This is a genomic window from Pseudonocardia nigra (assembly GCF_019396355.1).
GTDB lineage: Bacteria > Actinomycetota > Actinomycetes > Mycobacteriales > Pseudonocardiaceae > Pseudonocardia > Pseudonocardia nigra.
Genome location: NZ_JAHKRK010000053.1, coordinates 20,777 through 38,089, shown reverse-complemented (window position 1 = coordinate 38,089; position 17,313 = coordinate 20,777). Strand labels below are relative to the sequence as shown.

Sequence of the window (17,313 nt, the reverse complement as noted above, 5' to 3'; positions counted from 1 at the left end):
CCGCTGGCGAGCACTGCGCCGCATCACCGCCAGCCCCCGCAGAATCGGCGCCTACGTCAAAGCAGCGCTCGTCCTCACCCACATCGAACAACTCCAGCTACGCACTTCTTGCTGAGATCACCTCAGTGGCCGGACTCGCGCATGGGTACCGCTTCCAGGCAGCTACCGGGCAGGATGACCTGTCCTGGGGTGAACTCGATGTCTTAGGCGGCGAGCCGTTTGCACAGCCATGCGGTGGCGGCCAACGGGTTGCCCAGGATGTTCCTGGTGTTGCCGGTCATGACCGGGCGGCCGTCGAAGTGCAGGACGCCCGGCATGTCGCGCAGAGTCAGGTCGGTGAGGCGCCGGGGCGTTCCACCGAGGATCACAGCCCCGGTGGACCCGTTGTCCGCCAGGGTGTCCGGGAGGTCGATCGCCCAGTTCTCGACACGCGAGTCGATGATCTCGATTGCGGGCACGACGTAGTCGATCGCGCTGATCACGTCGGCCACGGTGACATTCGGTCCGCCCAGGCGGCTGCCGAGGATGAAGGGCGGGCTCGAGCTCGACGAACGGCTCGATGAACCCGTCCCGGTCCAGCGAGGTGCCTTCGTAGGCGAACGTCGACGCCAGCAGGTAGCCGTAGTCGGGTTCGTCGAGGCCGAACGCGTCCTGCATGACCTTCGCGATGTTGCCCAGCTTGTACCCGACGACGCGATCGCCGCCGGCGACGGCCGCCTCGACGTTGATGCGCTGGACGTCGAAGGCGCTGTCTGCATCCAGCCCGGGCCAGGTCTTCGTCGGCGCCGTGACCGGCTCACGGTTCAACCGTGCGGTACGCAGGGTCGTGGCGATGGCGTGGAGCTCGGACGTCTGCATCAGACTGTCCCGTGCCCGGCCGACTGCGCGCCCTGGAGCTCCAGCTCGCGAGGCTGCGCAGTCCGATGTCCGAAGCGACGCCCGGGGTGATCCTCACGCAGCCGGACCGCGCCCGGCCCGTACAGCTTCTCCCGCAGCGTCGAGCCCTCGTACTCGCTCCACACCGCGCCCCGGCGCTGCAGCTCGGGCACGACGAACTCGATGAAGTCGGCGATGTCCTGGTACTTCACCGCGTGCCCGAGGTTGAAGCCGTCGATGCCGGTCTCGTCCATCCAGCGGATCAGCTCGTCCGCGATCGTCGTCGGTGATCCGACGAGGGTCGGGCCGGTGCCGCCGATGCCGATGAAGTCGGCGATGTCGCGGGGCGTCCACTCCTTGTCGGGATCCATCTTCGAGAACAGGTCGACCATGGTCTGGCCCGCGTTGGTCTTGACGTGCTTGAGCGGCACGTCGGGGTCGAACTGAGACATGTCCAGGACGGTCCAGCCGCTGTAGCGGGCCATCGCGCCGGCGTAGCTCACCAGGCGGCGGTAGGACTCGTACTTGGTCTGGGCGGCCTCGTCGGTCGGTGCGCAGACGACGGAGAGCATCTGCAGCACCTTGACGCTCTGCGGGTCACGTCCGGACTCGGCGGCGAGGTCGCGCACCGTCTGGACCTGACGGGCGAGAGCCGGGATCGACACGGCGTTGACGAAGACCGCCTCGGCGTGCCCTGCGGGGGAGTGCCCGGCCCTTGGACGAGCCACCGGCCTGGAAGATGACCGGGGTGCGCTGGGGGGAGGCTTCGCACAGCGCGAGGCCGGGCACGTCGAAGTACTTGCCGTGGTGGCCGATCTCGTGCACGCGGGTGGGGTCGGCGTAGACGCAGTTGTGCCGGTCGCGGACGACGGCGTCGTCCTGCCAGGACCCTTCCCACAGCTTGTAGCAGACCTCGAGGTGCTCCGCGGCGACGTCGTAACGCTCGTCGTGCGGGATCTGCTCGCCGGTGCCGAGGTTGCGTGCGGCGCTGTCGGCGTAGGAGGTCACCAGGTTCCAGCCGACCCGGCCGTCGGTGAGGTGGTCCAGGGTGCTGAAGCGGCGGGCGAGTGCGTAGGGGTGCTCGTAGGACGTCGACGCGGTCAGGCCGAAGCCGAGGTTCGCGGTGACGCCTGCCATCGCGGAGACCACGAGGAAGGGATCGTTGGCCGGGATCTGCGCACCGTCGGCGAGCGCTCCGGCGACACTGCCCTCGTACACGTCGTGGTAGCCGACGTTGTCGGCGAAGAAGATCCCGTCGAACCGGCCCTCCTCCAGCAGCTTCGCGTAGTCGGTCCAGTAGCGCAGGCTGGTGTACCGGCTGCTCCGGTCGTGCTCGTGGCGCCACAACCCGGCCGAGAGGTGGGCGGGGCCCTGGAAGTCGAAGGCGAACAGTCGCATTCGGCGAGACGTCATCGTCGGTCTCCGTTCTGGTTGGTCTGCGTGCGGTGGGCGCATGCCGGGTCGGGCCATGCGTCCCTGTTGAGCGGGCTCGGTTCAGCCCGGGTGGTGCCCCCAGGTCCCGGACTCGCCGGCCTCGTTGATCACGCGAGGCACGCGCAGCGGGTTCGCGTCCTGCACGGCCGGGGGCAGTACCTCGTCGGGTGCGTCCTGGTAGACGACCGGGCGCAGGAAGCGGCGGATCGCAGCGGTACCCACGGAGGTGTGCGCGATCGCGGTGGTGGCCGGGTACGGGCCGCCGTGATGCTGCGCCGGCGTCACCGCGACTCCGGTTGGCCAGCCGTTGAACACGACCCGACCGGCGCGGGTCGCAGCCAGCCGCCCCCACGCTCGGACCTGCTCCACCTCGTCAGCGCTGGGCCGCGCGGCGACGTGCAGGGTCACCGTCAGCGTGCCCTGGATGTGGGTCAGCACCTTCTCGACGTCGTCGTCGGAGTGGTACTCCGCGATGACCGCCGCGGGCCCGAAGCTCTCCTCGAGCAGGGTGGACGTCTCGTCGAGCTGGGCGATCGGAGCCAGCAGCAGCGACGGGCTCACCGTCGGGACCGTGTCGGTGTCGCCATCCTGCGTCTCGGCCCCGGTGCCTGTGACGAGCACCTCGACGCCCGCGACGCCGGAGACGGTGTCGAGCCGGGCGCGGTAGCCCTGAGTGATCTTGCTGGTCAGCATCCGCGTCTCGGCGACCTGCGCGGTGAGCTCGGCGATCCGGTCGACCACCGCCGATCCGGCCGGGACGAGCAGCAGCCCCGGCTTGGTGCAGAACTGGCCGGTGCCGAGGGTGAAGGAGCCGACGAACCCGGTGGCGATCTCGTCCAGCCGTTCGTCGAGCGCCCCGCGGGTGATCACGACCGGGTTGATGCTGCCGAGCTCGCCGTAGAACGGGATGGGGTTGGGGCGGGCGGCGGCGATGTCGAACAGGGCGCGGCCACCGGCGACCGAGCCGGTGAACGCGGCCGCGGCGACGCGGGGGTCCTGCAGCGCGCGCGTGCCGGAGCGGACGCCGGTGATGAGGGCGAACGCTCCGTCGGGTACGTCGACGCTCGCGAGTGCCTCGCGCACGACGGTGGCCGTGAGCTCGGACGTGCGAGGATGGCCCGGATGGGCTTTGAGAATGACGGCGCAACCGGCGGCGAGCGCGGCGGCGGTGTCGGCGCCGGCCACGGAGAACGCGAACGGGAAGTTGCTTGCCGCGAAGACCAGGACCGGCCCGACCGGGATCTGGTAGCGACGCAGCTCCGGTCGCGGGCCCAGGACGAACTGCGGGTCGGCGCGGTCGACGACCACGTCCAGGAACGCCCCCGCGCGCACCTCCTGGGCGAACATGCGCAGCTGCACGCACGTCCGGGTCAGCTCACCGGCCAGCCGCGCCCCCGGAAGGCCGGTCTCGGCCCGGGCGGCCGCGACCAGCTCGGCCCGGTGGACGTCGAGTGCGTCGGCGATCGCCACCAGGGCCACGGCCCGGTCCTCGATGCTGGCCTCCGCCAGGATCGGGGCTGCCGCGCCGGCCCGGTCGAGCACCCGTTCGAGGTCCTCGTCGAGGAGGTCGGGATCAGCGGTGTGGCTCGCTGGGCCCGTCATTGCTGGGCTCGTCACTGAGATCATCTCTTTCGTACCGTCGTGTCGAGGACCAGCCCGCCGCGGCTGGGGCGTCCCGACGCTGTCGGGACCGGTCAGGCGGCTCGGGGCTCGCGGTAGCTGCCGAGTCGACCCCGGTGGAACACGAGGGGATCGCCTCGGCCGTGGTCCATCCGAAGGACACGCGCGATCGCGATCGTGTGGTCGCCGCCGTCGAGTTCCTCGGTGACCTCGCAGTCGATCCAGGCATGAGCTCCGGCGATGCGCGGGACCCCGGTCTCGGACAGCGACCAGTCGATGCCGGCGAACTTGTCCGGCTGCTTGCTCGACAGAGCCCGGCACACGTGCTCCTGGTCTTCGGCGAGCACGCTCGCGCACAGCCGTCCGGCACTGCGGATCTTCGGCCAGCTCGTCGAGGAACGGCCGATGCTGAAGCACACCAGGGCCGGGGACAGCGACAGCGACTGAAAGGTGCCGACCACCAGGCCGTGCGGGTTCGCCCGGGGGTGGCTGATGCCCGCCAGGGCCACGACTCCCGTGGGGAGGTGGCTCATGACGGAGCGGTAGTGGGCCCGACGACAACGCTGGGGTCGATGATGCTGGACATGACGCAGACCTTTCGATCTCGCTTCGGCGGGTCGAGCGGCTTTCGGGCAGGCTCGCTAGCGGACGAGTGCGCTCGTGATCTCGCGGCTGGCGCGCAGGGCGCTCTCGATGGCGCCGTCGATGAATCCGGCCCACAGGTTGGCGATGTCGCTGCTGGCGAAGTGCAGCACGCCCTCGGACGCCTGCTGTGCGGCGAGGTAGCCGGTGAGCTGGTTGGGGCGCTGCATCAGCCAGGTCTCCCGCGAGTACGGGTCGCTCATCCAGTCGTGGCCGGTGACCTCGAGGACCTCGAGGTCATCCCGCCACACGGTGAGCGCGCGACGAACGGCGTCCAGGTCGTTCGGGTCCAGGCGAGCAGCGTCGGCGCCGAACGCCACCAGCACGGCATCGTCGTCGCCGAGGTACTCGGTGCGCACGACCGAGAGCGGGTGGGCGGCCGAGGAGTAGGCGAAGAACGGGTCGATCGGGCCTCGAACGCGGATCCAGGCCTTGACGCCGCGGGAGGCCGTCTTCTCCCGGCTCGCGGCGAGCTTGCCGTCGCCCAGCGGCGGGCTGATGTCGAGGTCGCCGATGATGTTCTGCGGCAGCGTGATCACGACGCGGCGCGCCGAGATGGCCTGGCCGTCAGCGGTCCGCACGACCGCCCGGTCGGGGGTGTGCTCGATGCGGGTCACCTCGGCACCGATGCGGATGTCGGCGTCGGCCTCGGCGGCGATCGCGGCCACCAGCGCGGCCGTGCCGTCCTCGAGCCGGAACACGGCGGAGGCCTCGTGCATGAGGTGCCAGGAACCGGCAGTGGCCGCGGTCCACCGCAGGGCGTTGGTGAAGGCTCCCTCGTCGAGGGGGGCGTTGAAGTGCCCCACCCACGCCGCCTCGTTGGCCTGGTACTCGTCCTCGGACAGCTGCAGCTCGGCCAGCTTGTCTCCGACGCTGAACTTGTCGACCAGCTCCAGGTCGGGCATGGCTGTGGGATTGTCCGGCCGCGGGATCCACTTCATGGTCTCGGCCAGCAGCCGCCGCATTCCGGGGTCGATCAGCTCCATGAAGCCGTCGAGGGTGCCGGTCCGCGACCTGGTCACCGGCGAGCCAGTAGGCGCGCTCCGGCCGTGGCCCGCGGGTCACGCCCAGGCCGTAGCGGGAGATCTCCGCCCAGACGTGCGGCTGCACCCAGTGGACCCAGGTTCCCCCGAGCTCCAGGTCACGACCCAGGCGGTGTTCGGTCCACACGCGGCCCCCGAGCCGCTCACGCGCCTCGGCGACGACGACGCGCAGGCCGGCACGCGACAGCTCCCGAGCGGCGACCAGGCCCGCGACACCGGCCCCCACGACAACAACATCAGCCTCGACGACATCGGTCTCGACGCCGCTCACGCTGGCTTCCACGGCCATCTCCTTCGTCAGCTCACACACACCGGCTGCTGTAGGAAGAGACCCACGCCGACCGGCGTTCACATGTTGGACGCTGCGTTCGTTTCCTGGGCTGATGGTGCGGCGCGTGTCGCACGCTGTCAAGAGGTGCATCAGGCCGATGTGCGACCGGGCACCGAGCTCCTGCGCTCCTGGCCACCGGCCTGGGAGCTGCTGATCAACCTGGACGGGCGGCGGCCCGTCGAGTCTCGGCAGCGAAGTCGGTATTGACGCACGACGCTGGCGTCGTCAGAATCTGAGCATTGCGTTCACTTATCGAACGCTGCTGCGCCCTGAGGCCGACACCCGCCTCGCCGACCCGTCGACGAGCTGCAGCGTGCACCGTCGCCTGAACCGAGAGGAGGATGCGGGAGAATGTCATCCGCCGAAGAGGCGCTCAGCGCGCTCGCCAACAAGGGAATGGTCCTCGTCGTCGATGACGAGGACCGGGAGAACGAAGGCGACCTGATCATGGCCGCCGAGCACGCCACCACCGGCTCTGTCGCCTTCTTCCTCGAGCACACCTCCGGTTTCCTGTGCGTGGCGATCGACGAGCAGCGGGCCGAGAGCCTCGATCTGGGGTTGATGGTCGACGCGAACACCGACAAGCACCGGACGGCATTCCTGATCAGCGTCGACTACAAGCACGGCACCACCACCGGCATCAGTGCGGGCGACCGTGCCGCCACCATCCGCGCGCTCGCCGACCCCCGCACCCGCCCGACCGACCTGTCCCGCCCGGGGCACGTCCTACCGCTGCTCGCCCGACCCGGCGGGGTGCTCGAGCGGCCGGGTCATACCGAAGCCGGCGTCGACCTGTGCAGGATGGCCGGCCTGAGCGGCGCTGCCCTGCTCTGCGAGATCGTCACACCCGACCGCCGCGGGATGATGCGGGGGCAGGACCTCGTCGCGTTCGCCGACCTGCACGACATCCCGATGATCTCCATCGAGCAGCTGCGCGCTCTGCGGGCCGGCGTGGAGCAAGCGCACCCGCAGCACGTGAACACGCGAAGCACTCCACGTACGAGCACTCAGCGCCTCACCACCCAGCACGCAGCCACCCAGCACGCGGACACCCGGCGGGCCCGTGGCCGCCAGGCGATCCGGACCGGGCAGAGCACGCTGCCCACCGAGGTCGGCACCTTCGAGGCCATCGCCTACCGAGGGACCGACGACAGCGTCGAGCATCTTGCGCTGGTCATGGGAGATCCCGTCACCGCGGCTGCTCCGCTTGTCCGGCTGCACAGCGAGTGCATCACCGGCGACCTCGCCGGCTCCTTGCGCTGCGACTGCGGCGCCCAGTTCCGGGCCGCCCTCTACGCGATCTCCGAGGCGGGCGCCGGGATCCTGGTCTACCTGCGCGGACACGAGGGCCGCGGTATCGGGCTGGGACAGAAGCTGCGGGCCTACGAGCTTCAGCAGCACGAGGGACTCGACACGATCGACGCCAACATCAGGCTGGGGCTGCCCGTCGACGGACGCGACTACGGCGACGCCTGCCGGATCCTGAAAGACCTCGGCGTGAGTCGGGTGCGGCTCATGACCAACAACCCCGAGAAGGTCACCGCCCTCGCCGGCCAGGGCGTCGCGGTCGTCGAGCGGATCGCCCACGAATCAGCGTCGAACTACCACAACATCGACTACCTGACCGCCAAGCGCGATCGCATGGGCCATCTGCTCGAGCGGCTGAGCTGACGGCGCTCGGGGGTACTGACCGGCGAGAACCCGGCTGAGCGCCCCTGATGTACGGGCCGGCATCAGCGCCGAAAACGGCCCACCGGCGTGGCTCGCTTCTCGGCGAGCCGATACCCCACCTCCGCGCCCTGGGTCCCGCGCCCGGCGCCCGGCGGGGTCGACGATCTCGTTCACCGCATACCGACACGGCACCTGGTGGCACTTCGCCTCGACCAGTCGGACAGGCCGACCGGCTGCGCAGAGGCGCTCGAGTCGGTGACCACACGCCCGGGGCGCGCCTGCTCCGCGCCCCAGCCCACGGCGACCCGTGCGGCGAGGCCTGAACAGCGGTTGCGTCGGCGTCGCGGCCCGGCGCCGCCAGGTCGTGTAGCCGTGCTGGGCCGGCGCACCACACACGTTGCGACCGGCAGGGTCGCTGACCCTGGCAGCAAGGACCGAGGGTCCACGGGTCAGGAGTCAACGGAAGCGGGTGCAGGCAGCGCGAGCCTCTCACCTGGCCCGATCCACCGAGCCCTCCCACAGGTGGGCCTCGGCGAGGCACCTGACGCTGTGACCGTTGACATAGCCCCGCCGGCTCTTACATTGGGCAGATATATCAGCTCGATTTTAGCTCGTCGGGCCCTCGGGTGTCTCGACGATCGCGGTGCGCCAAGTCGCTCGTCCCGATGTCCACGCGCCGCATCGCTTCGCCCTGTGTCCCGCACCACTCGCTCCGTGTCGATTGGACGAAGACATGTCCCACGCACTCGACGACGCGTCCCTGTCGCCCTTCCACAAGCGGCTGGCGATCCTCTCCTCCGGAGGACCGTTCCTGGACGGCTACATCCTGAGCATCATCGGCGTCGCGATGATCCAGCTCACTCCCGAGCTCGGCCTCTCGGCCAACGAGCAGGGCCTGGCCGGGGCCGCGGCGCTCATCGGCATCTTCTTCGGCGCCTTCCTCGGTGGGTGGCTCACCGACAAGTTCGGCCGACACCTGCTCTTCACCATCGACCTGATCGCGCTCGTCGCGTGCTCCGTCGCCCAGGCTTTCGTGACCGACGTCTGGTGGCTCATCGTGCTGCGGTTGCTCATCGGCATCGCCGTCGGCGCTGACTATCCGATCGCGACGTCGCTGCTCGCGGAGTTCACGCCGCGCCAGTGGCGCGGCAAGCTGCTGGGCGCGTACGTCTGCATGTGGTTTGTCGGTGCCGCCGCGGCCTATGTCGTGGGGCAGTTCCTCCTCGAGGTCGACGGCGGCTGGCGCTGGATGCTGGCCAGCGCGGCCCTGCCGGGGCTGATCATCGTGCTGCTGCGGATGGGCACCCCCGAGTCGCCGCGCTGGCTGGCCAAGGTCGGCCGCATCGAGGAGGCCAACGAGGTCCTCGCCAAGGTCTACGGCCCGGGCGTCACCGTCGCCGACCTCGCCGCCGAGAACACCGAGCGCGTGGGCGTGGGTGCGATGCTGCGATCCGGCTACGGAAAGCGGATGGCCTTCGTCACCCTCTTCTGGACCTGCTCGATCGTCCCGCTGTTCGCCGTCTACGCCTTCGGACCGGCCATTCTCGAGGCTCTCGACCTCGGCGAGAACCTGGCGCACATCGGCTCGGCGGTCATCACCATCCTGTTCCTCGTCGGCTGCCTGGTCGCAGTGCTCCTCATCGACCGCATGGGACGCCGCCCGCTGATCATCCACAGCTTCCTCTGGAGCGGGCTGGCCCTGCTCGCCCTCGGTCTGTTCCCCGACGCGAGCAGCGGGGTCATCATGGCGCTGTTCGCCGCCTATGCCGTCCTGATCGGCGGCACCCAGATCCTGCAGTGGGTCTACCCCAACGAACTGTTCCCGACCGAGATCCGCGGATCCGCCGTCGGTCTCGCGTCGTCGCTGAGCCGGATCGGCGCAGCGATCGGCACCTACCTCGTGCCCCTGGCCCTTACCGGCCTCGGCATCGGGACCACGATGATCATCGCCGGGGTCATCACCCTGCTCGGTCTGGTGATCTCCATCGCCTGGGCGCCGGAGACCCGCGGCCTGACGCTGGCCGAGAGCACCGCGCTGACCACCGAGCGCACGCAGGCTTACCGCAGTTGAGACCGCGCGACCGCGGCATGACCCCGGGGCCCGCACGCCGGTGCATCCCGCAACCACGCATCGCAATCGCTGAAGGGAAGTCGCCATGAAGGACGTCGTCGTCGTCGGGGGTGGCCTCGCCGGCCTGGCCGCCGCGTGGAGGCTGCGGCACTGGGACACCGTTCTCCTGGAGTCCGGCAGCCGGTTGGGCGGTCGCATCCGGTCTGAGCGGCGCGGCCGCTACTGGCTGAACTGGGGCGGGCACGTCTTCGCCGGCCAGGGGTCGTCCACCGACGTCCTCCTCACCGAGGCGGGCATCACCGCGGCGCAGGTGCCCGGCTCGCTGGCGGGCCTGGCGATGAACGGCAAGCTCCTGCTCAAGGGGCGCATCGAGACGTATCCGTTCCGTATCCCGATGCCGCTGTCGTCGCGTGTCGCGCTGGTCAAGACGGGCATCAAGGTCGGCGGGCAGGTCCTGCGGTACGCGAACATCGTGCGGCAGCGCCCCGGCGAGGACCCGGCCGTCCGGCAACAGCGGGTCTACGACTTCGAGAACGGCCGCAGCTTCCGCGACTTCGTCGGTGATCTGCCCGGGGACGCGGAGGCGCTGTTCCGCCCGACGGTCACCCGATCGGCCGCGGACCCGGACGAGATCTCGGCCGGCGCCGGGATCGGCTACTTCAGCCTGGTGTGGAACATGGGCCAGGGCTTGAGCCGGGGCATCGTGGGCGGCCCGTCGACCCTGACGGAGGGCATCGCCACGGTGCTGGGCGACCGCGTCCGGCTCGACACCGAGGTCGTCGAGATCGTCCACAAGCAGCGCTCCGTCGTCGTCAGGTACCGGCAGAACGGCATGGACCGTGAGGTCGAGGGGCGATACGTCGTCCTGGCCACCCCGGCCACGGTGAGCCACCGGGTCGCCGTGGACCTCCCTCAGGACATCCGCGAGGCCCTGGGAAAGATCGTCTACGGCCCCTACGTGAGTGCGGCCTTCCTCACGGACGAGTCCACACCGCAGCCCTGGGACGACGCGTACGCCATCGCGACGCCGAAGCGGTCGTTCAACATCGCGCTGAACCAGGCCAGCCTCCTCCGGGGCAGCGAGCAGGTGCGGCAGCCCGGCAGCAGCATCATGACGTTCTCCCCGGCCGGCCTGGCGCGCACGCTGCTGGAGAAGAGCGACGAGGAGATCCTGCGCATCTACACCGACGACCTGGACCAGGTCCTCGGCAGCGGCTTCGGCGGCTCCGTCGTCGAGTCGCAGGTCCAGCGCTGGGAGACCGGCGCCCCGTACTGCTTCCCGGGCCGGGGTGCGCTCCAGCCGGCGCTCATGCGGCGGGGCAGCCGGGTCCTCCTCGCCGGCGACTACCTCGGGACGCTCTACACCGAGACCGCCATCCAGACCGGGTTCTCGGCCGCGCAGGAGGCCGTGAGCCTGCTCGCCACCGAGCGCCAGCAGGGCAGGGTCCGCAGCCTCCCGCTGGCCGCCGGCTGACCCTCGCCCACCACCACTTCGAAGGAGACAACAGATGACAGTGCAGCTCCGCGGGGTCCTGACCGCGCTCGCCACTCCCTTCACCGCGGACGGCAGCGTCGACGAGGCGAAATTGCGGGCCCTGGTGGACCGGTCGATCGAGGGAGGGGTGCACGGCGTCTTGGCGTGCGGCTCCACCGGTGAGTTCAGCGCGTTGAGCAGCGACGAGCGCCGCCTCGTCGTCGAGACCGTCGTCGACCAGGCGGCGCGCCGGGTACCGGTGATCGCACAGACGGGCGCCACGAGCACGGCCGAGGCCATCCGGCACTCCCGGCACGCGCAGTCGGCCGGGGTCGACGTGGTCATGCCGGTGGCGCCCTACTACGAGCCGTTGTCCATCGAGGAGACGCTGACCTACCTGCGGGCCGTTGCCGGCTCCGTCGACATCCCGGTGATGCTCTACAACCTGCCGGTGGCGACCGGTGTGGACCTCGACCCGGACACCGTGGGCGCACTGGCTCGCGAGGTCGAGAACATCCGCTACATCAAGAACACGACCATCGACATGGCCCAGTCGGCCCAGCTGATCCACAACCACGGCGACGTCATCTCCACGTTCGTCGGCTGGGACAGCCTGCTCCTGTCGGCCCTCGCCGAGGGAGCCGCGGGAGTGATGGCGGGGACGGCGAACGTCGTGCCCGCCGAGCTCGTGGCCGTCCACGACGCCGTGAGCACCGGAAACCTCGAACAGGCCCGGCAGGCCTGGGCACGGGTCTACCCCCTCATCGACGCGATCATGACCCAGCCGTTCATCCCGGCGGTCAAGGCAGCACTGACGGCAGTCGGCTTTCCCGTCGGCACGCCCCGCGAGCCGGTCGCTGAGCTCGCTCCCGCCGCCGCCGCTCGCATCACGGAACTGGCCTCGGCCTTGCGCCCGGTCCCCGCGTCCTGATCCGAAATCTCACGAGCACGGCCGTCGCATCCGCAACCGACCCGCCGCGGCCGGCTTCAACAGCTGCAGATCCCGAACAACGTCGCTGTCCTACACCACGCGGAGGTACTTACATGTCCCACTCGACCATGACAGACAGAACGGTGGTGCGCCGGGCACAGGCCTCCGGGAGTCTCGTCCAGGAGGCCGACCTCCCTCCCGGTCAGCACTTCATCGATGGAGTCTTCCGACCGGGCCTGTCCGGAAGGCTCATGGACGTGATCGACCCGAGCTCCGAGCGCACGATCACCCAGGTCGCAGAGGGCACGGTCGAGGACACCGACACCGCGGTGGCTGCCGCCGTCGCCGCTGCGCCCCGGTGGGGCCGGTTGACGCCCAAGGAGCGCTCCGAGCTGCTGCACCGGGCGGCCGACCGCCTCGCCGAGCACGCCGACCTCCTCGCGCGGCTGGAGTCTGTCAACACCGGCAAGCCGTCGGCGGTGGCGCAGGACGACATCGCCCAGACCGTCGACACGTTCCGCTTCATGGCCGGGGCGCTGCGGGCGACCACCTCCGCGGCCGCCGGTCGCTACGCCGAGGACCACCTGTCCGTCATCCTGCGCGAGCCGCTGGGAGTAGTGGGGGTCGTGACCCCGTGGAACTATCCGCTGCTCATGGCCGCCTGGAAGATGGCGCCCATCCTGGCCGCCGGCAACACCTTGGTCATCAAACCGTCGGAGCAGACTCCGCTCACGACGCTGAAGTTCGGGGAACTCGTGGCCGACATCCTGCCGGCCGGCGTCGTCAACGTCGTGACCGGCTACGGCCCGGTGGTCGGCGCGCGGCTCGCCGAGCACCCCGACGTCGCCATGATCGCGCTCACCGGTTCGGTCAGGAGCGGTCAGGCGGGTGGCCCACGCCGCGGCCGAGTCGCTCAAGCGCGTCCACCTGGAGCTGGGCGGCAAGGCCCCGGTGGTCATCTTCCCGGACGCCGACCTGGCGGCCGCCGCGTCCGCGGTGCGCACCGCCGGCTATTGGAACTCGGGCCAGGAGTGCGGTGCCGCGTGCCGCGTGCTGGTCCACGAGTCGGTGGCCGACCAGTTCGTCGCGCTCCTCGTCGACGAGGTCGGCACGATGGTCGTCGGCGAGCCTGCTGCCGGTGAGGACGTCGAGATCGGGCCGCTGATCTCGAAGGCCCACTTCGACCGGGTCACCGGCTACCTCCAGCGCGCCGAATCGGAGGGACTCCGCGCGGCCATCGGTGGCGGAGCGCTGGAAGGCGACGGCTTCTTCGTCGCACCGACGGTGCTGGTCGACGTGCCGGACGGCGCGGAGTGTGCCCGCGAGGAGATCTTCGGCCCGGTCGTCACCGTCGAGACGTTCACCGCCGAGGACGAGGCGCTGACCCGCGCCAACGCCGTCCCCTACGGCCTGTCGGCCTCGGTATGGACCAACGACGCCCGGCGCAGCCACGATGTCGCCTCGAAGCTGGATGCCGCCACGGTGTGGGTCAACGCCCACCTGGTGCTCGCGACGAGGTCCCGTGGGGCGGGTTCAAGGGCTCCGGCTACGGTCGCGACCTCTCCATCTACGCGCTCGACGACTACTCCCGAATCAAGCACGTCATGCACAACGTGGCTCGTTGAGCCCAGAAGGGTCGGGGCGGGAGCCTCCGAAGCCGGTTCGGTGGTCTCCCTGGATCGGACGCGCGAACAGGCCAGCAGCAATGGTGGTGCTGGAAGGGGTTCGCGAAAGGCCCACCGCCCCGGCCGAGCAGCCTGGGTCGAGCACTGCGACGCCGATCGTCCGGGCGCCCTCGATGTCGGCGATGACCGCCTATCCCCCGCCGGCATCGCGTTGCTCCCGGGCAGCACCGGCCGGCGATCCACCGGTCACCACCGCGCCGGCGATGACCTCCCGGGCAAGTGCCCAGGGGGCCGGCACTCACGCCCGGGAACGCACCACCGACCGCACCTCGTCGGAGAACCCGCGAAGGTGCTGTTCGGCAGCCATCCGCGCTGTGAGCGCATCTCGGCGCACGATGGCCTCGACGACCGCGCGCTGGCTGCGGATGTGCTCGCCGACCGCCCGATGCCCCTCCAGTCCGTAGTTCCAGATGCGCAAGGCCAGATTGGCGTACTGGTTGAGGGTGGCCTCGAGGAACTCGTTGTGAGCAGCGGCGTAGATCGCCCGGTGCACCCTCGCGTCGAGCTGGGTGTGATCAGCGCGCTCCAAACTGCCGGACTCCAGGTCCTCGAGCAACTGAAGCAGTGTTTCGCGTTCGTCCTTCGTGGCCCGCTCCGCGGCCAGAGATGCCGCCAAGCCCTCGAGCTCCACGCGGACCTCGGTGAGCCGAGCCTCGTCGGCGATGTCGATCCGGGAGACATAGGTCCCCCGTCGGGGGAACGTGACTGCGAGCTTCTCCAGCGTCAGTCGCTTCAACGCGTCGCGGATCGGGGTGAGCCCCAACCCCAAGGAGGCACTGAGCGCCTTCTCGTCCAGCGGCGCTCCCGGCTGCAGACGCAGTGCCACGATGGCGTCGCGGATCTGTCGGTACGCCTGATCCACCAACCGTTCGCGCTCCGGAGTCGCCGGCGCGGCGTCGGTGGAGCTGCTCATCGTGCCTCCCGGACCCGCTCATGGTGGAGCGGTGTAAGCAGTGGATTGCGTGAAATGTTACCCGCGCCTCCCATCCGAGCGCCGTCCGGTGGGCGACGAGAAGCTCGGACGGATTCCCGACGGTGGCGGATACCGGATTCTGTGCTGGACGGCCGGTCGGCGCACTCGGCGTCTGTCACCCGCCGTGGCGAGATCAACCACCCTCTGAGACCCGCCTGTCGCGAGCCCGCGGGTCGAATCATGAAGCGGGACAACGGCCGGGCGGCGCGCCGGGCGAGGAGACGCAGCACCGGCAGCCTCAGGAAGTCAGCCGCCGCGCGGACGATCGCGGCACGATTCTCGGCTCCACCGGGACGGCAACGTCGGAGGGCGGCTCTCCCCTCAGCTGCGCGAGCACCGCATCCACCGCCGCCGCACCGAGTTCGAGCAGGGGCATCGCGACGGTGGTCAGCGGGGGGTCGAGGTAGCCGGCCAGCGGGAGGTCGTCGTAGGAAACGACCGAGATGTCGTCGGGGATGCGCAGTCCGCGCGCGCGGATCGCATGCAGTGCACCGATCGACTGGCTGAGGGTGCTGCAGTAGACCGCGGTGGGCCCGGGCGACCTGGCCAGCAGCTCCGTCGCCGCGCGGGCACCGCCCTCTTCGCTGAACGGGCCACGAGCCACACCGGCCTGGTCGAGACCGAGCTCCGCCATCTGCTCCACGAACCCGCGTTCCCTGGCCTGGGCCGGCTGCAGCTCGGGCGGTCCGGACACCAACCCGATCCGGCGGTGACCGAGCTCGTGCAGGTACCGCACTGCTCTCGCGCTGGCCGCGGCGACGTTCATCCCCACGTTGCGGTCGGAGTCCGGGACCTCTCGGTTGACGAACACATGGGGGATGCGCGCCAGCCGTGCCGAGGACAGGAGCTGATGCGCCGGGCGGGCCGAAGCGATCAGCAGTGCGTCGACGCGTCCGGCCTCGACGAGGTCGGCGAAGGATTCGTCGGCCTCGTCGTCGGCGGTGTCCTCGGCCAGCAGCATCACGTAGCCGTGCCGCCGGGCCTGTTGGTAGGCGCCGCGGATGATCCGCGAGTACACCGGGTTGCTCAGGTCAGGGATGAGCAGCGCGAGCGCCCGGGCCTGCGCTCCGGCCAGGGCGCGAGCACCCGCATGGGCGCGGTAGCCGAGCTCCACGGCGACCGCGTGGATCCGCTGCCGCGTCTCCGGCCGGACGTTGAGCGTCGGGTCATCGTTGAGCACCCGCGAGGCGACCGACTTGGTGACCCCGGAGTGCGTGGCGACGTCGATGAGCCGGACCCGCGAGGCGCGGGCGCCATCTGACGACGAGGGTTCGGACACGGCTCCCCCCTTCCCACCTGCCAGCCTAGCCCAGAAAACCGGTTGTTCCTCGGAGAATCTCCGGCGAAGGGGTTGACGCCGCCGCCCAACCGGAGGACGCTAACGGCCAGAAAACCGGTTTTCCGGATCCACGTCGAGGTGGAGGTGGCAGATGCGAGTCAGGACGACCGCAGTGTTCGCGGGGTTGCTGGCGGCGGCGTTGGCGGTGACGGGGTGCTCCAACGACGCCGCCCTGACGGGATCGACGGAAGGGCCGGGCGACCGACCGGCTCCGTCGGCCGACTGCCCGCTGGCCTCGGCGCCGGACCCGGGCAACTCGGAGCCCCCGGCCGACGTGCCGATGGCGACGGCCGCGCCGAAGCTCGAGCCGAAGGACAGCTATCGCGTCGCGTTCAGCCAGAACGCCAGCAACAACCCCTGGCGGCTGGCCGAGACCGCGAGCATGCAGGCCGAGGCGGAGCAGCTCGACCATCAGCTGACGGTGACGGACGCGAACAACAACCAGGCCAAGCAGATCCAGGACGTCAAGGGCCTGATCGCCCAGGATCCCGATGCGCTGTTCATCGCGCCGATCACCGAGCAGCTGGGCGGGGTGGTCGCAGAGGCTGCTGATGCCGGCATCCCGGTGTTCCTGCTCGATCGCGACGTCGACCACAGTGTTGCCCGGCCCGGCGAGGACTACGTGACGGTGATCGTTTCCGACTTCGTCCAGCAGGGCAAGCGGGCGGCGTGGGCGATGGCCCAGGCCACCGGCGGCAACGCGAAGATCATCGAGCTCGAGGGCACCACAGGTTCCTCACCCGCGATCGACCGGAAGAAGGGATTCGACGAGGCGATCGCGCAATGCCCGGGTATGGAGATCGTGGTCTCCCAGTCCGCCGACTTCACCCGCGCGGAGGGGCAGCGCGTCACGGAGACGCTGCTGCAGTCGCACCCGGACGCGACGGCGATCTACGCGCACAACGACGAGATGGCCCTGGGGGCGATCGCCGCGATCCGGGCCTCCGGCAGGGTTCCCGGCACGGACATCACCGTGGTCTCGATCGACGGGTCGCGCGACGCGCTGACAGCGGTGGAGGCCGGCGAGCTCTACGCGACCGTGGAGTCGAACCCCCGGTTCGGTCCGAAGGCGTTCGAGACCATGCAGCAGTACGCGGAACAGGGCCAGGTCCCGGTCCAGCTGATTCTCTCCGATCGGCTGTTCGACGCCTCCAACGCCGCCCAGCACATCGCCGAGGCCTACTGACGGCCCCCGGTTCAGGCCGATTGCTATCCGAGGAGAC

Annotated in this window: 14 protein-coding genes and 3 pseudogenes; 8 read left to right on the top strand and 9 right to left on the bottom strand. The window is 70.1% G+C overall.

Features of this window, described 5'->3' with window-relative positions; translation table 11 throughout:
• Positions 1 to 203: 203 nt before the first annotated feature.
• The 7 genes and pseudogenes from KME75_RS15920 to KME75_RS44960 form a co-directional block, all read right to left on the bottom strand.
• Positions 204 to 482 (bottom strand): hypothetical protein, encoded by a 279-nt coding sequence (locus KME75_RS15920; protein WP_219415601.1) that lies wholly within the window; start codon positions 480 to 482, stop codon positions 204 to 206.
• A 375-nt stretch (positions 483 to 857) separates the two neighbouring features.
• A complete protein-coding gene (locus KME75_RS44970) occupies positions 858 to 1,541 on the bottom strand; it encodes an LLM class flavin-dependent oxidoreductase (RefSeq protein ID WP_308282814.1) in 684 nt (227 codons plus the stop codon).
• On the bottom strand, positions 1,474 to 2,289 hold the full coding sequence (locus tag KME75_RS44965) for an NtaA/DmoA family FMN-dependent monooxygenase (RefSeq protein ID WP_308282813.1): 816 nt from the start codon (positions 2,287 to 2,289) through the stop codon (positions 1,474 to 1,476). Before KME75_RS44965 ends, KME75_RS44970 begins: the two co-directional genes overlap by 68 nt.
• Positions 2,290 to 2,370: 81 nt before the next feature.
• Positions 2,371 to 3,936, bottom strand: a complete 1,566-nt coding sequence (locus KME75_RS15910) for an aldehyde dehydrogenase (NADP(+)) (protein WP_219415600.1) — start codon at positions 3,934 to 3,936, stop codon at positions 2,371 to 2,373.
• A 68-nt stretch (positions 3,937 to 4,004) separates the two neighbouring features.
• Entirely contained in the window at positions 4,005 to 4,463 is a 459-nt protein-coding gene (locus KME75_RS15905) for a flavin reductase family protein (protein ID WP_219415599.1), read from the bottom strand.
• A gap of 108 nt (positions 4,464 to 4,571) precedes the next feature.
• Positions 4,572 to 5,594: a flavin monoamine oxidase family protein gene (locus KME75_RS43175; RefSeq protein ID WP_308282812.1), complete on the bottom strand. Its 1,023-nt coding sequence runs from the start codon at positions 5,592 to 5,594 to the stop codon at positions 4,572 to 4,574.
• Between the two features lie 22 nt (positions 5,595 to 5,616).
• Positions 5,617 to 5,820, bottom strand: a pseudogene (locus KME75_RS44960) (FAD-dependent oxidoreductase); the annotation flags it as partial.
• Between KME75_RS44960 and KME75_RS45900 the strand changes: the two are divergent.
• From KME75_RS45900 to KME75_RS46775, 7 genes and pseudogenes are all read left to right on the top strand, one after another.
• A complete protein-coding gene (locus KME75_RS45900; RefSeq protein WP_308282811.1) occupies positions 5,728 to 6,153 on the top strand; it encodes a hypothetical protein in 426 nt (141 codons plus the stop codon). The pseudogene KME75_RS44960 and the gene KME75_RS45900 overlap by 93 nt on opposite strands.
• A 144-nt stretch (positions 6,154 to 6,297) precedes the next feature.
• Positions 6,298 to 7,617, top strand: a complete 1,320-nt coding sequence (ribA, locus tag KME75_RS15895) for a GTP cyclohydrolase II (RefSeq protein WP_219415598.1) — start codon at positions 6,298 to 6,300, stop codon at positions 7,615 to 7,617.
• A 733-nt stretch (positions 7,618 to 8,350) separates the two neighbouring features.
• The gene (locus KME75_RS15890) at positions 8,351 to 9,688 is read left to right on the top strand and encodes an MFS transporter (protein ID WP_219415597.1); all 1,338 of its coding nucleotides are present in this window, start codon (positions 8,351 to 8,353) and stop codon (positions 9,686 to 9,688) included.
• 85 nt (positions 9,689 to 9,773) lie between these two features.
• Positions 9,774 to 11,162 (top strand): protoporphyrinogen/coproporphyrinogen oxidase, encoded by a 1,389-nt coding sequence (locus tag KME75_RS15885; protein WP_219415596.1) that lies wholly within the window; start codon positions 9,774 to 9,776, stop codon positions 11,160 to 11,162.
• A gap of 34 nt (positions 11,163 to 11,196) precedes the next feature.
• On the top strand, positions 11,197 to 12,093 hold the full coding sequence (gene dapA / locus KME75_RS15880) for a 4-hydroxy-tetrahydrodipicolinate synthase (RefSeq protein WP_219415595.1): 897 nt from the start codon (positions 11,197 to 11,199) through the stop codon (positions 12,091 to 12,093).
• A gap of 113 nt (positions 12,094 to 12,206) precedes the next feature.
• A pseudogene (locus KME75_RS15875) lies at positions 12,207 to 12,965 on the top strand (aldehyde dehydrogenase family protein); the annotation flags it as partial.
• Positions 12,966 to 12,981: 16 nt separating this feature from the next.
• Positions 12,982 to 13,718: pseudogene (locus KME75_RS46775) on the top strand (aldehyde dehydrogenase family protein).
• Between the two features lie 298 nt (positions 13,719 to 14,016).
• Here the strand turns inward: KME75_RS46775 and KME75_RS15865 are convergent.
• Both KME75_RS15865 and KME75_RS15860 read right to left on the bottom strand, forming a co-directional pair.
• Positions 14,017 to 14,691, bottom strand: a complete 675-nt coding sequence (locus tag KME75_RS15865; protein ID WP_219415592.1) for a GntR family transcriptional regulator — start codon at positions 14,689 to 14,691, stop codon at positions 14,017 to 14,019.
• A gap of 298 nt (positions 14,692 to 14,989) precedes the next feature.
• On the bottom strand, positions 14,990 to 16,030 hold the full coding sequence (locus KME75_RS15860; RefSeq protein WP_219415591.1) for a LacI family DNA-binding transcriptional regulator: 1,041 nt from the start codon (positions 16,028 to 16,030) through the stop codon (positions 14,990 to 14,992).
• A gap of 151 nt (positions 16,031 to 16,181) precedes the next feature.
• Here KME75_RS15860 and KME75_RS15855 point away from each other — a divergent pair, with 151 nt between their 5' ends.
• Positions 16,182 to 17,276 (top strand): ABC transporter substrate-binding protein, encoded by a 1,095-nt coding sequence (locus KME75_RS15855; RefSeq protein WP_219415590.1) that lies wholly within the window; start codon positions 16,182 to 16,184, stop codon positions 17,274 to 17,276.
• Positions 17,277 to 17,313: the final 37 nt, after the last annotated feature.

Coding starts and splice junctions, on each gene's coding strand:
- KME75_RS44965 (WP_308282813.1), bottom strand. CDS start 2,289: ATGACGTCTCGCCGAATGCGACTGTTCGCCTTCGACTTCCAGGGCCCC.
- KME75_RS15910 (WP_219415600.1), bottom strand. CDS start 3,936: ATGATCTCAGTGACGAGCCCAGCAATGACGGGCCCAGCGAGCCACACC.
- KME75_RS15905 (WP_219415599.1), bottom strand. CDS start 4,463: ATGAGCCACCTCCCCACGGGAGTCGTGGCCCTGGCGGGCATCAGCCAC.
- ribA (WP_219415598.1), top strand. CDS start 6,298: ATGTCATCCGCCGAAGAGGCGCTCAGCGCGCTCGCCAACAAGGGAATG.
- KME75_RS15890 (WP_219415597.1), top strand. CDS start 8,351: ATGTCCCACGCACTCGACGACGCGTCCCTGTCGCCCTTCCACAAGCGG.
- KME75_RS15885 (WP_219415596.1), top strand. CDS start 9,774: ATGAAGGACGTCGTCGTCGTCGGGGGTGGCCTCGCCGGCCTGGCCGCC.
- dapA (WP_219415595.1), top strand. CDS start 11,197: ATGACAGTGCAGCTCCGCGGGGTCCTGACCGCGCTCGCCACTCCCTTC.
- KME75_RS15865 (WP_219415592.1), bottom strand. CDS start 14,691: ATGAGCAGCTCCACCGACGCCGCGCCGGCGACTCCGGAGCGCGAACGG.
- KME75_RS15855 (WP_219415590.1), top strand. CDS start 16,182: ATGCGAGTCAGGACGACCGCAGTGTTCGCGGGGTTGCTGGCGGCGGCG.